13 protein-coding genes are annotated in these 15,550 nt (G+C 59.2%); 11 read left to right on the top strand and 2 right to left on the bottom strand.

Annotated elements, in window-relative coordinates:
- Positions 1-14: 14 nt before the first annotated feature.
- The 9 genes from nuoG (at position 15) to AB1S50_RS05370 (ending at position 10,719) form a co-directional block, all read left to right on the top strand.
- On the top strand, positions 15-2,846 hold the full coding sequence (gene nuoG / locus AB1S50_RS05410; RefSeq protein WP_367149456.1) for an NADH-quinone oxidoreductase subunit NuoG: 2,832 nt from the start codon (positions 15-17) through the stop codon (positions 2,844-2,846).
- The gene (nuoH, locus tag AB1S50_RS05405) at positions 2,843-3,799 is read left to right on the top strand and encodes an NADH-quinone oxidoreductase subunit NuoH (RefSeq protein WP_367149454.1); all 957 of its coding nucleotides are present in this window, start codon (positions 2,843-2,845) and stop codon (positions 3,797-3,799) included. The genes nuoG and nuoH overlap by 4 nt, the downstream gene beginning before the upstream one ends.
- Positions 3,800-3,814: 15 nt before the next feature.
- Positions 3,815-4,333: an NADH-quinone oxidoreductase subunit NuoI gene (gene nuoI / locus AB1S50_RS05400; protein ID WP_367149452.1), complete on the top strand. Its 519-nt coding sequence runs from the start codon at positions 3,815-3,817 to the stop codon at positions 4,331-4,333.
- 48 nt (positions 4,334-4,381) lie between these two features.
- Positions 4,382-4,909 carry an NADH-quinone oxidoreductase subunit J gene (gene nuoJ, locus AB1S50_RS05395; RefSeq protein ID WP_367149450.1) on the top strand — a complete coding sequence of 176 codons (528 nt, stop codon included), beginning with the start codon at positions 4,382-4,384 and terminating at the stop codon, positions 4,907-4,909.
- Complete coding sequence (gene nuoK / locus AB1S50_RS05390) at positions 4,899-5,222, top strand: NADH-quinone oxidoreductase subunit NuoK (protein WP_455363734.1); 324 nt, start codon at positions 4,899-4,901, stop codon at positions 5,220-5,222. The genes nuoJ and nuoK overlap by 11 nt, the downstream gene beginning before the upstream one ends.
- Before the next feature lies 1 nt (position 5,223).
- Positions 5,224-7,062, top strand: coding sequence for an NADH-quinone oxidoreductase subunit L (gene nuoL / locus AB1S50_RS05385; RefSeq protein ID WP_367149449.1), 1,839 nt, complete (start codon positions 5,224-5,226; stop codon positions 7,060-7,062).
- Positions 7,059-8,630 (top strand): NADH-quinone oxidoreductase subunit M, encoded by a 1,572-nt coding sequence (nuoM, locus tag AB1S50_RS05380; protein WP_367149447.1) that lies wholly within the window; start codon positions 7,059-7,061, stop codon positions 8,628-8,630. Before nuoL ends, nuoM begins: the two co-directional genes overlap by 4 nt.
- Position 8,631: 1 nt before the next feature.
- Positions 8,632-10,170, top strand: coding sequence for an NADH-quinone oxidoreductase subunit N (locus AB1S50_RS05375; protein ID WP_367149446.1), 1,539 nt, complete (start codon positions 8,632-8,634; stop codon positions 10,168-10,170).
- 90 nt (positions 10,171-10,260) lie between these two features.
- Positions 10,261-10,719 (top strand): hypothetical protein, encoded by a 459-nt coding sequence (locus AB1S50_RS05370; RefSeq protein WP_367149445.1) that lies wholly within the window; start codon positions 10,261-10,263, stop codon positions 10,717-10,719.
- A gap of 106 nt (positions 10,720-10,825) precedes the next feature.
- Here the strand turns inward: AB1S50_RS05370 and AB1S50_RS05365 are convergent, their stop codons facing one another.
- Both AB1S50_RS05365 and AB1S50_RS05360 read right to left on the bottom strand, forming a co-directional pair.
- The gene (locus tag AB1S50_RS05365; protein WP_367149444.1) at positions 10,826-11,215 is read right to left on the bottom strand and encodes a hypothetical protein; all 390 of its coding nucleotides are present in this window, start codon (positions 11,213-11,215) and stop codon (positions 10,826-10,828) included.
- Positions 11,216-11,268: 53 nt separating this feature from the next.
- Positions 11,269-12,186, bottom strand: a complete 918-nt coding sequence (locus AB1S50_RS05360) for a zinc metalloprotease (RefSeq protein WP_367149443.1) — start codon at positions 12,184-12,186, stop codon at positions 11,269-11,271.
- Between the two features lie 661 nt (positions 12,187-12,847).
- Between AB1S50_RS05360 and AB1S50_RS05355 the strand changes: the two genes are divergently transcribed.
- Together AB1S50_RS05355 and AB1S50_RS05350 are read left to right on the top strand one after the other, a co-directional pair.
- On the top strand, positions 12,848-14,425 hold the full coding sequence (locus tag AB1S50_RS05355) for a phytoene desaturase family protein (protein ID WP_367149441.1): 1,578 nt from the start codon (positions 12,848-12,850) through the stop codon (positions 14,423-14,425).
- A 179-nt stretch (positions 14,426-14,604) separates the two neighbouring features.
- The gene (locus AB1S50_RS05350) at positions 14,605-15,549 is read left to right on the top strand and encodes a hypothetical protein (RefSeq protein WP_367149440.1); all 945 of its coding nucleotides are present in this window, start codon (positions 14,605-14,607) and stop codon (positions 15,547-15,549) included.
- Position 15,550: the final 1 nt, after the last annotated feature.

Raw genomic sequence — 15,550 nt, 5'->3', positions numbered from 1 at the left:
AAGGACCCGGATAGATGCCGAACATCACCATAGACGGCAAGGAGTACCAAATAGGCGACGGGCAGAACCTTCTCAGTGCCTGCCTGTCGCTGGATATTGACCTGCCCTATTTCTGCTGGCACCCGGCCATGGGCTCGGTGGGCGCCTGCCGCCAGTGTGCACTGATCGAATACCGGGATAAGGACGACCGGCAGGGCAAACTGGTCATGGGCTGCATGACCCAGGTGAAGGATGGCGGAATCTACGGTGTGGAGGCAGAGACAGCGCGGGAATTTCGCGGCGGCATCATCGAAGATCTCATGACCAACCACCCCCACGACTGCCCGGTGTGCGAGGAGGGCGGGGAGTGCCACCTGCAGGATATGACCGAGATGAGCGGCCACACCCAGCGGCGCTACCGGGGGCTGAAACGCACCCACAAAAACCAGTATCTGGGCCCCTTCATCAACCACGAGATGAATCGCTGTATCACCTGCTATCGCTGCGTGCGTTTTTACCGGGACTACGCCGGCGGTACCGACCTGGAAGCCCTTGGACGCAACAGCCAGATTTACTTTGGCCGCCCGCGGGAGGGACTGCTGGAAAACGGCTTCAGCGGCAATCTGGTGGAAGTCTGCCCCACCGGCGTATTCACCGACAAAACCTTCAGCCAACACTTTGTCCGCAAGTGGGACCTGCAAACCGCACCCTCGGTCTGCGAGCACTGCGCCGTTGGGTGCAACACAGCCCCGGGCGCGCGCCAGCCCGGCAACGGCGGCGACACCCTGCGCCGGGTGGTCAACCTGTTCAACCGCGACATCAACGGCTACTTCCTGTGTGATCGCGGGCGCTTTGGCTACGACTATGTCAACAGCGCCGGGCGCATCAAAGGCGCACTGTGCGCCCGGCAAAGCGAATTGATCGGCAGCACCGCCGCCAGCGGCGACAAACTGCACCGGGAAATCGACCCGGCCAGAGCACTGCAACAATTTGCTGCGGCACTGGACGCGGCGGGAGAATCACAGCGCCGCCTGGTCGGCATCGGCTCTCCCCGCAGCTCACTGGAAAACAACTTCGCCCTCAGGCAACTGGTGAGCCCGGACAACTTCTACAGCGGACTGGCGGCGCCGGACCTGCACCTGCTGCACCTGGTGGACACCATTCAGCGGGACCCGAGGGTGTTCAGCCCCTCAACACCGGAGATAGAGGAAGCGGATGCTGTACTGATCCTCGGTGAGGACCTGGACAATACCGCTCCCCGCATTTCCCTGGCCGTGCGGCAGGCGGCGCGCAATGTACAGCGGCGAGAGGCTGAAGCCCTGGGCATTCCGCTGTGGCAGGACGCCGCAGTGCGGCAGCTGAGCGAACCGCTGACACCGGTCATCTTCGCCGGCAGTTACGCCCCCGCCTGTGTGGATCTTGTCGCGGAAACACTGCTCGGCACGCCGGAACAGACGGCCCGATTCGCCTTTATGGTGGCCGAGCTGGTATTGGAGCGCGAACCGGAAGCAGACGGAGCCGGCCCGGAACAAATCGCCCTGGCGCGGCGCACAGCGCAGATTCTGAAGACTGCCGCGCATCCGCTGATAGTGTCCGGATGCAGCAGCCGCGACGAAGGTATTCTCAAGGGCGCCGGCACCCTGGCCGCGGCGCTTGGGGAGGTGCGGCGCTCCCCCTGTGCTACCTACCTGGTATGCCCGGAAGTCAACAGCCTCGGGATAGCGCAGATGTTTGCGCCACAAAAGGGGAGCCTGGAGCAGCTGGTGCTGGATGGCGATGCCGGCACCCTGCCCACAACCCTGGTGGTCCTGGAAAACGATCTCACCCGCAGAGCCGACCCACAGTTGCTGGACAGACTGTTTGCACAGGCGGACCAGGTCATTCTGCTGGACAGCCTGTTTAACGCCACCGCACGCTGCGCCGACCTGATTTTTCCCGCCGCCGCCACCGCAGAATCCCAGGGCACCTATATCAATAGCAACGGGCAGGCGCAGCGCTTCTACACAGTCTATGAGGGCGTCGGCTTTATTCAGGAAAGCTGGCGCTGGCTGGCCGACGCGGCGGCCCTGTGCCGGACCGGGGGCGATTCGTCCCCAGTATTCCCCGACTGGCAGCACGCACCACAGGTCACCGACGCCCTGGTTGTGGCCTTTCCCCAGTTCGTATCTCTGGCAGATCTCGGCCCGGACGAGAATTTCCGTATCGAGGGTATGAAGACTGCCCGCCAGAGCCACCGCTACAGCGGACGCACCGCCATCCACGCCGAGGCCGAAGTGGCGGAAATGCCACCGCACAGAGACCCGGACGCGCCCCTCAGTTTCAGTATGGAGGGTATTCACAACGCCAACAGATCGCCCCTGCAGGCCAGCATCTGGGCTCCGGGCTGGAATTCGAATCAATCGCTGTACAAGTTTCAGGAGGGTGTGGGGGGGCCGCGTAAAAGCGCGCCTCCGGATATCCGTTTGCAAAGGGCCGCAGAGCCCATCCCTCCCTGGAGCTGGCAAGGGGATGGCCCCCCCATAGATTCTCACGCAGAGCGGCTGGTGCCGCTGTACCGGCTGTACGGCTCCGGGGAACTGAGCAACAGCGCGACTTCCATCGCCAGTATCCTGCCGCCGCCTTTCGCTCTTATCAGCGTCCGCGACGCCGCGCGGCTGAAGGTGGACGACGGCGGCCGACTGCGCCTGTCGGTGGGTCGGGAAATTCTTAAAGTGGATGCGCGGATATCCGGCGAGCAGCCCGAGGGTATCCTGGCGGTGTCCTGCGGACTTCCCCACAGCCAGGCATTCTCCGCCGCCCTGCCCGTTGAAGGGCAAGTGGAAGCACTGGTCGCCGAAGACACCACTCACAGCGGAGATGTTCGATGACAGGCCCGGCTTCCATCAACCTGCTGCACATAGTCGGCATACTGGTCACAGTGGTACTGCTGGCGGCGCTGCTCACCTGGGGTGAACGGCGACTGCTGGGATTTTGGCAGGACCGCCCCGGCCCTAACCGGGTGGGCCCCTTCGGGCTGCTGCAGGTTGTGGCGGATATGATCAAGCTGTTTTTCAAGGAGGACTTTGTCCCCCGCTTCGCCGACATTCCGGTATTCATTATCGCCCCGACCATCGTTATGGCGGCGATGCTCCTGGGGTTCGTGGTCATTCCCATCACCCCCACCATCGGCGTTGTCGACCTCAATATCGGCCTGCTGTTCTTTATCGCCATGACCTCCCTGGCAGTGTACAGCGTGATACTCGGCGGCTATGCGTCAAACAACAAATACGCCCTGCTGGGCGGTCTCAGGGCCGGCGCACAGACGGTATCCTACGAAGTGTTTATGGGCATCAGCCTGATGGGCGTGGTGATGCTGGCCGGGTCCTTCAATCTGCGCGACATAGTAGCGGCGCAGCAAAATGGCTGGTACATAGTGCCGCAATTCGCCGGCTTCCTGGTGTTTTTCATCGCCGGCATCGCCGAAAGCCACCGCCTGCCTTTCGATCTGCCAGAGGCCGAACACGAACTCACCGCCGGTTTCCACACCGAGTATTCGGGCATGAAATTCGGCATGTTCTTTGTGGGGGAATACCTCTCTGTCATTTTGACCTCCGCTCTGATAACCACACTGTTTCTCGGTGGCTGGCTGGGACCCTGGTTGCCGCCCCTCTTCTGGTTTTGCCTGAAAACCGCTTTTCTGGTGATGCTGTTTATTCTGCTGCGCGCCGCCCTGCCGCGCCCGCGCTACGACCAGCTGATGCGCTTCGGCTGGACGGTGATGCTGCCCCTTGCCCTGTTCAACCTGCTCGCGACAGGAGGAATTCTGCTGTGGCTCAACTAGACCTGGAGGCACCCTATGCTGGCTAGCCAGTTGCGCAGCATGTGGCTGGTGTTCAAACACCTGTTCAGCCGCAACGCCACTGTGCAGTACCCGGATGAGAAACCCTACCTGGCCCCACGCTATCGCGGGCGCATTGTGCTGACCCGGGATCCGGACGGCGAAGAGCGCTGTGTGGCCTGCAACCTGTGCGCGGTTGCCTGCCCGCCGGACTGCATCTCACTGCAAAAAACCGAGGATACAGACGGCCGCTGGCGGCCGGAGTTTTTTCGCATCAATTTCTCCCGCTGCATCATGTGTGGCCTTTGTGAGGACGCCTGTCCCACCTACGCCATTCAGCTGACACCGGATTTCGAGATGTGCGAGTACGATCGCCAGAACATGGTGTACGGAAAAGAGGACCTGTTGATCAACGGGCCGGGGAAATACCACGAATACAGTTTTTACCAGGTCGCCGGCAAAGCGATCGGGGCCAAGGCCAAGGGACAGGCGGAAAATGAAGCCGCCCCCATTGATGTCAAAAGCCTGAACCTGTGAAAAAGGGTGTGGGCTGCGCACAACAATAACCGACCTGGAGTCATCGAAATGCCGGGCATTTCTTTCCACTTCGTCGCGATCATCGCGCTGATTTCCACCGCGCTGGTCATTTTCAGTCGCAACGCGGTACACGCGCTGCTCTACCTGATCGTCTCTCTGCTGGCGGTGGCGGTAATTTTTTACCAGTTCGGCGCGCCCTTCGCCGCAGCCCTGGAAGTCATCGTCTACGCCGGTGCAATCATGGTGCTGATGATCTTCGTCATCATGATGCTCAACCAGGGGGATGCGGCGGTGGCGCAGGAAAATCAGTGGATGCAGCCGCGGGGGTGGGTCGGTCCCGGCCTGCTGTCGGGGCTGCTGCTACTGCAAATGCTATGGCTGTTGTTTGCAGATGCCGGCGGCGGTGATCCTACACATCACCGGGTGGGAGCCAAGGAAGTGGGCATAGCCTTGTTCAGCCGTTACCTGCTGGCGGTAGAGCTGGCCTCCATGCTGTTGCTGGCGGGCCTTGTCGGAGCATTCCATCTGGCGCGACCCAGTCGCCATAACCTCGGGGAGATGGACCATGTGGATTGACGCCCTGGGCCCGGTGGGCCTGTACCAGGGACTAGCCCTGGCCGCGATGCTGTTTTGTCTCGGTCTGGCGGGGCTGCTGATCCGCCGCAACATCATCTTTATGTTGATGAGCGTGGAAATCTGCACCAATGCCGCGGCACTGGCATTTGTGGTCGCCGGATCTCACTGGGGCAATGCCGATGGGCAGGTGATGTTCGTGTTTGTCATCACTCTGGCGGCGGCGGAAATTGCCATAGCCCTCGCCCTGGTGCTCCAGTTTTACCGGAGCCGGCACACAGTCGACATAGACCGTCTCAACTGGTTGCGAGGCTGACATGCACCAACTGCTTTTGTGGATACCCCTGCTGCCCTGTGCGGGCTTTGTGCTGCTCGCGGCGATCCCCCTGTGCAGCCGGCGCGAGCCTGCGGAACTGGTGAGCGCCATCATCGGCGTCGGCAGCGTCGGCCTGGCGGCGCTGATCTGCCTCTATCTGGCGGCCGGTGTATTTTTAGGTGCGCCGGAGGCGGAGCTGCAGCTGTCCCTGTGGAACTGGATAGGGGTTGCCAACCTGCAACTGGAGTTCGGTTTTGTTGCGGACTGGCTCACCATGGTGATGTTGCTGGTCATCACCGGGGTCGGTTTTCTGATCCACTTGTACTCCGCCGGTTATATGCGCGGCGACGACGGCTACCGCCGTTACTTCGCCTACCTCAACCTGTTTGTCGCCGCCATGCTGGTACTGGTACTGGCGGACAATTTGGTATTGCTGTACCTGGGCTGGGAGGGCGTGGGCCTGTGCAGCTATCTGCTGATTGGTTTCTGGTATCGCGACCCGGCCAATGGCGCCGCCGCTCGCAAGGCGTTTATCGTCACCCGGGTGGGCGATACCGCCATGGCTATCGGGCTCTTCCTGTTATTCGATCAGTTTGCCACCCTCAGCATTCGCGAACTCAACGATGCAGTGGTGCAACCCGCGGTGGACCCCACCACAATCACTATCGCGGGGCTGCTTTTGCTGGGCGGGGCAGTGGGCAAATCGGCCCAGCTACCGCTGCAGACCTGGCTGCCCGACGCCATGGCCGGCCCCACCCCGGTGAGCGCCCTGATCCACGCGGCGACCATGGTCACCGCCGGTGTGTATTTGATCGCCCGAATGCACCCCCTGTTCACTCAATCCGAGATTGCCCTGACAGCCGTTGCCTGGGTCGGCGCCCTCACGCTGCTGCTCGCCGGGTGCAGCGCCCTGGTGCAGTCCGATATCAAGCGGGTGCTGGCCTACTCCACCATTAGCCAGATCGGCTATATGTTCCTGGCCCTGGGAGTGGGCGCCTGGTCCGGGGCGATTTTTCACCTGATGACCCACGCCTTTTTCAAGGCCCTATTGTTCCTGGCCGCCGGCTCAGTGATTCTCAGCCTGCACCACGAGCAGAATATTTTTGCCATGGGCAACCTGCGCAAAAAAATCCCGTTTACGTTTATCTGTTTTACCATCGGTTGTGCCTGTCTCGCCGCACTCCCTTTCACCTCCGGCTTTTTCAGCAAGGACCAGATTCTTATCCTAGCCTGGCAGTCGCAGCAGGGGTTCAGCGGCCTCTGGCTGGCCGGGGTACTGGGCGCCCTGATCACCGGTATCTACAGTTTTCGACTGCTGTTTCTGGTGTTCTTCGGCCGCGATGGCAGCGCTTCGGTCCGCTGCCAGGATGAAAACACCCCTGCCATGGCACTGCCATTACTGCTGCTGAGCGCACTGGCGCTGCTGGGAGGGCTGCTGACACCGCCACTACAGGCGGTGTTCGGACAGGCCGCTTCGGGACACGCCCCCCTCTTGGCGGAGACCCTAGCCATCGCAGCGCCACTTGTGGGGCTGGCCATCGCCTGGCGGTTGTTCCTGCGGCGCCCGGTACCCACTCAGCTTCCGGCCCGGTTGCAAACCTTCTGGCGCGACGGCTGGGGCTTCGATTGGCTCTATGAGCAGCTACTGGCAAGACCCGTTTTGGCGCTGGCACACCTCAATCGCAATGACATTATCGACAGTGTGTACAAAGGCTCCGCCTACGCCAGCCGGCAACTAAACCTGTTTTTTGCCGCCTCGCAAAACGGCCAGGTGCGCTGGTATATGGCCACGCTGGTGGCCGGCTCTATTCTGTTCCTCGCCCTACTGGTGGCCCTATGACAATACTGGCAATCATCTCGCTCCTCTTTGCCGGTGGCATCCTCGCCTGGTGGGGGGAACGCCACCTGCGCGGCAGCAGCCAGTGGATCTCCCTGCTGGCTATCGCCGGTGCAACGATACTGCTGCTGCGCTACTGGGGCCTCGCCACCGCGGACATGACCGCGGCGCCCGCAGGGCTATGGTGGGACAGCCTGCAACTGAGCTGGATCCCGCGTTTCGGTATCAGCTTTTTCCTGGCCCTGGACGGCCTGGGATTTCTGCTGATCCTGCTGACGCTACTGATGGGTTTATTTGGTCTGATAGTGACCTGGCGGGAGGTCAGTTTCCGCCGCGGGTTTTTCTATTTCAATTATCTGTGGACCCTCGCCGGCGTGGTGGGCGTGTTCACCGCTATGGACCTGTTTCTGTTCTTTTTCTTTTGGGAAGTAATGCTGATCCCCATGCTGCTGCTGATCGCCATCTGGGGCTATGAACAGCGGATATTTGCGGCGATCAAATTCTTTATCTTTACCCAGGCCAGCAGTCTGCTGATGTTGATGGCGATAGTGGGCCTGGTCTATGTCCACTTCGAAAACACTGGTGTGGTCACCTTCAACTACCGGGATCTCCTCGCGGCCCAGTTCTCTCCCCAGACGGGGTATTGGCTGATGCTCGGTTTCTTCGTCGCCTTTGTGGTGAAGCTGCCCGCAGTTCCGGTGCACACCTGGCTGCCGGACGCACACACCCAGGCGCCCACGGCGGGGAGTATCCTGCTGGCGGCGATACTGCTGAAAACCGGCGCCTACGGGCTGCTGCGTTTCACCCTGCCGCTGTTTCCCCAGGCCTCCGCGGCCTTTGCCCCCATGGCAATGACCATCGGTGCCATAGGCGTAGTGTACGGGGCCGTATTGGCCTTCGCGCAACGGGATATGAAGCGACTGGTGGCCTATTCCAGTGTCAGCCATATGGGCTTCGTGCTCCTGGGGCTCTATGCGCTGAATACGGTTGCGATCCAGGGCGCAGTGATGCAGATGCTGGCCCACGGCGTGAGCACAGCGGCGCTGTTTGCACTGGTAGGCGCCTTGCAACACCGACTGCATACGCGCGACATGGAATTGATGGGGGATCTCTGGAGCCAGGTGCCGAAACTGGCCGCCATTGCGCTGTTTTTTGCCGTTGCCTCCCTGGGCCTGCCGGGGCTCGGCAACTTTATCGCCGAATTTATGGTGCTGCTGGGCACCTTCGACAGCAACCGGACCATTGCGGTGGTGGCTGCCATCGGCCTGGTGGGTGCGGCCATGTACGCCCTGCAGATGATGCAACGGGCTTTCTTTGGCGAGCGCCGCGGGCCCCCGCCGGAAGCGGGTAAAGCGCAAGCCCTGGCCGATCTCAACCTGCGGGAAACCGCTGCGTTGCTGTTTCTCGCTGTGGCACTGGTGCTGCTCGGCCTGCGACCGCAACCGGTGTTCGACATCAGCGCACCCGCCGTTGCCGGTTCGATACAACCCTTGCAGGGCGCGCCGATCAATAGCAGTCAGGCTGCACCACCCAAACTGTCACGCCAGGTCGCGCAGAGCAAAGGGGATTGAAATGAACCTGCAGGAACTCCACGGTATTTTGCCGCTACTGGTACTCACAGCCGGCATCACCCTGCTGTTGCTCCAGGTTTCCTTTTGGCGCGGACACCGCAGGGCCCTGGCCAGCAGCCTGCTGATTCTCACCGCAACTATTTACGCCTGCTACAGCGCTGCCCGTCAACTGCAGCAATTGGACACCCAATCCATCTCTGTCACAAGTCTGATGCTGGTTGACCATACGGCACTGTTTATCTCGGTGCTGATGCTGCTGGCTGCCGTCGCGGTAGCGGTGTTGGGGTTCAACCACCTGCGCCAACGCTGTTCTCACACCACTGGCAGCGGCGACCTGGCGGAGGAGTTCTACATACTGTTGCTGCTGGTGTTATTGGGCGCCTGTACCCTGACTTTTGCCAGTCACTTTGCGGTCCTGTTTCTCGCCCTGGAGCTGATGGGGTTGGCCCTCTATCCACTGCTGGGATTCGCGGTCACCGGAGTCAAGTCGTCCGAGCGGGAGAGGACCTACTCCCTGGAGTCCGGCCTCAAGTATCTGCTGCTGTCAGCCCTGTCCACAGCCCTCGGCCTGTTTGGCATAGCGCTGATTTATGCCGCCTCCGGCACCCTGGATTTCACCGGCGTCGCAAGTGCAGTGGCCCGGACAGACGGCGGTGTTCTCCTGCCCAGCGGCTTAATCCTTCTGCTGGTCGGCATTGCATTCAAACTGTCACTGGTGCCCTTTCACATCTGGACACCGGATGTCTACCAGGGTGCACCGACACCGGTCACCGCCCTGATCGCCACTGTGGGCAAGGGGGCCGTAATCGCAATTTTGTTGCGCCTGCTGGCGCAACTGGACCTGCTGGCATTCCCGGTGATCTCCAATATGCTGGTGGTGCTGGCGATCGCCAGCATGTTAATCGGAAACCTGCTGGCGCTGATGCAGGCCGACATCAAGCGGCTGCTGGCCTACTCCTCTATCGCCCACATCGGCTACCTCATAGTGGCGCTGATGTTTGGCGCCACGGCATTTGGGGTGGAAGCCGTGGCCTATTACCTGGTGGCCTATGTGGTGACCACCCTGGGGGCTTTTGCCGTGGTCAGCCTGGTGGCGGATGCGGCCTGGTCAAATGCCCCGGACAGTGGGACAGAGCCGGGAGACGCTGTGACAGATCCCTTCCAGCGCAGCTACTATCGCGGACTTTTCTGGCGCTCGCCCTGGCTGGCCTGCTGCCTGGCGGCGATGTTGCTCTCTCTGGCGGGGATACCGCTCACCATCGGGTTTATCGGCAAATTCTATATATTTGCCGCCGGCGTTCAGGCCGGCCTCTGGCTGCTTCTGGGCGCCGTGGTGCTCGGCAGCGCCCTGGGACTCTTCTACTATCTGAAACTAATGCTCACCATGATGCAAAAGGATGACAGGGAAAGTCCGCTTTTGCTCTTAACTGCAAATAACCTACAGATCAGACTGTCCGGGCAGATATTATTGATATGCCTATCCGCCTGTCTGTTGGTTTTCGGCATATTTCCCCAAACCCTGATCGACTGGATCAATTGATGAAAACCCTAGCGAAGGAGCGCTCCATGCGAGACCATCTACACTCTAGTGCCGCAACCCCATATTGACACAGTACCGAGAGGCAGGCCCATGAAAACTTTCAAGCAGGCATGTGAGGTGCTCAAGGACGCTGAGAAGTTCCATTTGGATATGGCGGATCTCTACCAACAACTGCTGCAAAAATCGCCGGACAACCGCACCCAGTTACTACTCAGGCACATGCTGGAACACGAGCAGCGCATGGCGAGAAATCTGGCCAACTACAGCGACGTCGCACAGCTCAAGGTGATGCGAACCTGGCTGCAATACACCCAGGAGGAGTCAGCCAGTGATTTCCTGCGGGATATCGATCTCAGCGATCCACCCACCATCAGTGAAATCAATACCCTGGGGCGCGCGGTGGACCGCTACTTTTCCGAGCTTTACCAGGCGGTTTACGGCGCTATCGAGTCCGCCGAGGTAAAGGAAGTCTTTGAGGATCTGAAACAGATTCAGGACAAAGAGCGCATTACCCTGTCCATGGCGACCAATTCCCTCTGGGACATGTAGGAACCGGTAGAGATTTACCGGCATCGACTGAAGCCGGTATCACTCCCAACGAAAAGCCACCGGGTGGGCCATCTGGATGCAGGTCTTGGGGAAAGGCAACAGCCGGTTATCCGGGCGGCTGCCAGTTGATCACCGGTTGAGTTTCCCGATCTTCGCAGAGCCAGATTACGGCCCGCAGTTTGTCGCGAAACTTTCCGTCCGGCTGGTAGAGCCGGCTCCAGTCCCCCTGGGAAAAAGGGACGCCGTCCAGCCGCATATGCTCCATCAATGCCGCCTCGGTTTGATAGTCCACCTGCAGGGATTCCTGCGTGTCGAAGTCCGTCGACATGCGCAGACTGATTCTGTTGCCCTGGCGATCCAAATGCAGGATCTCGCCCATCCAGGCGGTGAGCTGGTTGGGATCGCAGGTCAGATAGGGCGGAACTGCCAGGCGCCGCTGGGCGGCCACAGGCGCAGATAACAGCAGGATCAGGAAACCGAGCAGGATTTTTTTCATACCGGGAGTCTAGCCCAGTGGAGGAAGGGGGGAAAGCCCCCCTTCCCGGCTTTTTACAGGCCGCGGTAGACGTTGCTCAACTCGTCGGCGCGATTGGATTGGCCGGTGGTGAACTCGTACATACAGGAGTCATAGGTGTAATCCATAAAATTATGGATCGGGTCCAGGCCACTGGCATTCTTACCCTTGGTGCAGGAATCGCGACCTACGGGGCAACCATTTGCCGGTGACCTCTCTGCTGGCGTGTCGGCAACAAAGTCGCCATCGCCATTACAGCCACCCTGGAAGGTGTGATACAGGCCCAGCCAGTGCCCCACTTCGTGGGTCATGGTGTCCCCTTCATTGTAAGGGGCGGCATCGCCGCCGGGCAGTGAGCCGGTCAGCACCACTACGCCGTCACGCACCGGGTTGGAGGCATAGTTGCTGGGAAAGGTCGCCCAGCCCAGCAGGCCGCCGCCGATGTTGGCCACGTAAATATTGAGGTCAGTCGCATCACCCACCCGCAACGCGGATTTCATGGCGGTTTCCTCAGCGGAGCCGGAGTTCAGGTTGTACCAGGCATTGTTTGCCGTAGTGGTGGTGGAAGCCAGGTTGAAAGTGAACGGAGTGTCCGCAAAGGCAGCGTTCAGAACATTCATCTGGTTGTTGATATCACCACTGGACAATGCGCCATTATTGCTGGTGTCGGTGATCACGTGGAAGTGAACATCCACGCTCACAGAGCCGGCGGGGCGAGGCGTATAGCCACTGTCGCCACCGCTGCCAGGCTTGCCGCGCAGATTGCTGAGGTGGCGCTCCTTGAGGGCCGCTTCCTCGGTGGTCGGGTGCTTGGTGCCGCAGCGCAGGAAATTCGCGTTACTGTTGGCGTTTTCGAAAGCCTTGTCACTCTGTGCATCGGCGATCATGGGAGAGGCGAGCAGGCAGAAAGCGAACGCCTTGCTGAGGGACTTGGTTCGACACGGAAATTGCATAAGATAATCCTTATTTTTATTTATGATTGTTGTCGGGCTTCAGTTGAAGCCCGCGCAGAATGAGGCTTTTTACGCCAATTTGTCAATGACACAATCGCGGTGTTACATCAATAATGACGCTTAGTTCATTATTTTTCCCACGCCTAAAGTCCTCTCGCAAAAGACCCCGATCGCACCTTCAGCAGTAGAAGAACCTGCTGTAAACATCTACAGAAGATTATCCTCCCCGACCACCATGTCTCCTTATTCTGTCAATATCTACAGCAATATTCAGACAAATATTCTACGCGCTGTCTAAAGTCAGCCCCCTGTCAGAAAGCGCCGCCTCTTTGGTCCTGTTCGCTGTGCAGAACCCGTCCGATGGCCGTCCCACCATAGATTCTGGCTCTGACTCTCCCAGCCAAATTGACATACCTGCCCCTCTCCGGTTTCTTTTTAGGGAAATCTCTGGCATAACCCCCAGATGATTATTAATCCGGCAACTCAATAAATTGCCGGATTTATGCAATACAAGGATGTGCCGTCACCGGGGTTAGGCCGGTGCGAAGCTGTGAAATACAACTAACTTTGTGCAGTTGTGCAGGTTTTCAAACACGGCAGTCCAATGGATAGAGGATCATCGATTGAATCGCCGAGTTAATAATGCTGTGTGGGAAAGACTATGACGGATGTTTTGATCGTCGGCGGGGGCCACAATGGCCTGGTTTGCGCCTGCTACCTGGCCAGGGCCGGGCAGAAAGTCACCGTATTGGAACGCCGCGATATCGTTGGTGGTGCGGCCGTCACCGAAGAGTTTCACCCCGGTTTTCGCAACTCTGTAGCCAGCTACACAGTGAGCCTGCTCAACCCCAAGGTGATAGAGGACCTCAACCTGCACCGGCACGGTTTGCGGGTAAAGCTGCGCCCACAAGCCAATTTTTTCCCCCTGTCGGACACTGAAAGCCTGTCCTTCCACAGCAGCTTTACGGATACCAGCGCGGGGATTGCGCGCTTTTCCAGCAAAGATGCCGCTGCCCTGCCCGCCTTCTACGCGATGCTGGAATCCGTCGCCGATATATTGCGCACGGAGCTGCTGCGCACACCCCCCAACGTGGGTGGCGGCCTTGTGGACCTCTTGCGGGCCGGCAGTTTCGGCCTGCGCGCACGCCAGTTGACTATGGCCCAACGGCGGGACGCGCTGGACCTGTTTACCAAAAGCGCCACCGATATACTGGATGCCTGGTTCGAAAATGACCACCTGAAGGCTGCCCTGGCATTCGATTCTATAGTGGGTAACTATGCGGCGCCGAGCACCCCCGGCTCCGCCTATGTACTGCTGCATCATGTCTTCGGTGAAGTGAACGGTGTCAAGGGTGCCTGGGGCCATGCGCTGGGTGGCATGGGAGCCATCACCCAGGCCATGCTGAAAGAGGCCCAGCGGCTCGGCGTGACGGTGCGCACCGGTGCCGAGGTGAGCAAAGTACGTGTGGACAACGGACGGGCCTCTGGTGTGCGCCTGGCCAACGGCGACACCCTTCGGGCGCGCAAGGTGGTTGCCAATGTAGGGCCAAAACTGTTGTTCGGCAGCATGGTGGACCCCCAACACCTGGACGACGAATTCCTACGCCGGGTGCGCGGCTTCAAGGTCGCCTCCGGTACTTTCCGTATGAATGTGGCCCTGTCGGAACTGCCGGATTTCACCTGTCGCCCGGGCACCCATCTGCAGAAACACCACCAGGCAGGGATAGTGATCGGCCCCGACTTGGCTTACCTGGAACAGGCCTACCTGGATGCAAAACAATTTGGCTGGTCGAAAAAACCCATTGTGGAAATCCTGATTCCATCCACAGTGGATGATTCCCTGGCTCCCCCCGGCCAACATGTTGCCAGTTTGTTCTGCCAGCAGTTCGCACCGACACTGGCGGATGGCAGAAGCTGGGATGACTGCCGGGAAGCAGCGGCGGACACCATTGTCGACGCTGTGTCCGAATACGCACCCAATTTCCGCGATGCCATTATCGCCCGCCAGATCCACTCACCCCTGGACCTTGAGCGCAAATTCGGCCTGGTGGGCGGCGACATCTTTCACGGCGCTCTGGGGCTCGACCAGCTTTGGAGCAACCGCCCATTTATGGGCTATTGCAACTACCGCACGCCGGTAGCGGGTCTCTACCTGTGCGGCTCAGGCACCCACCCGGGGGGCGGTGTCACCGGAGTACCGGGACACAATGCCGCACGCGAAATCCTAAAAGACAAGTGATTTCCCTGTGATTCCACCCGCGCTGCCAGGCAGTGCACAAGCACAACTGTGCGCTGTCAGACCATATAGGAAGGCACTCAACACGGCCAAGCCAAAAATCCACCAAAATCCTATCCCATAAAATTCACATCGATATGGGCAAAGCGCCTAATTCTTCAGTAAGGTATGAACTTTCCATCATGAAAAAAGCAGTTTTTTTGCCCGCATTGGCGATAGTATTCAGTGCATTTTCCATTGCCGATGAGCAACCTCTGGAATTTGAGGCAGGTTACCTTGTGGATGGAAAACCGGGTCTGCAACCGTCGGGGCTCGCCATCTGTAGCGGAGAAATCGTCTTTGTCTCCGATAAACATGAACAGGAAATCTACAAATTGGTTTTCCACCCGCAGGGGGCAGCCAAACAGGGGGTAGCTGAAGTAAAAACCTGGAAAACACTGTCCAGTATTCCCGCACCGCCCAAACAGGACTTCAGTTTCACAATGCGTTTCAGGCGCTTTGTGGCGGAACTGGCCGGTATATCCGGGGGTATGGATTGGGAAGGTATCGCCTGTGACCGATTTGGCAATACCTTTTTGGCCAGTGAGTACTATTTCTCAATTTTGAAAATCGATGCTTCCGGCAAGATGGAATGGCTCGCGGACGATCTGTATCGAAGTGGAAACAAAGCCGGACTTTTTCAAAAGGACAATGCCTACATAGAGGGACTCACGCTACAGGACGGTGCACTCCTGCTGGCCGCCGAAAGGGAACCGAGAGGAATTATTGCCCTGGATGGGGGCTCTGCGTCTTTCCATGTTCAGCCCGAACCCCAGTCTTCCGGACAAGATCTGCCCCTGGACTATACGGGGCTGGAGGCCTACAACGACAAAATCATTGCTCTGGAAAGAAATCACTATCAGGTGTGCCAGCTTTCCCAGCAGTATGAAAGCAAACCCTGCTATTCGTTCAAGGAGGTTGCCACATCGTCCGACTGGGGCTACAACACCGGAAAGTATGGCCTTGCCGAAGGGGTGGCAGTGGATGGAAGCTCCCTATGGATAATTGTGGACAACAACGGGGATACCCGAAAGGCGGATGCCGACGATAGCAGATCGACTATTTTGAAATTCAAAAATCCATTTTAAC

Origin of the sequence: Microbulbifer discodermiae (assembly GCF_040742695.1) — a bacterium.
Classification (GTDB): domain Bacteria; phylum Pseudomonadota; class Gammaproteobacteria; order Pseudomonadales; family Cellvibrionaceae; genus Microbulbifer.
Note: the sequence above shows the minus strand (reverse complement) of the source record. Positions and strands in the feature narration are given on the sequence as shown.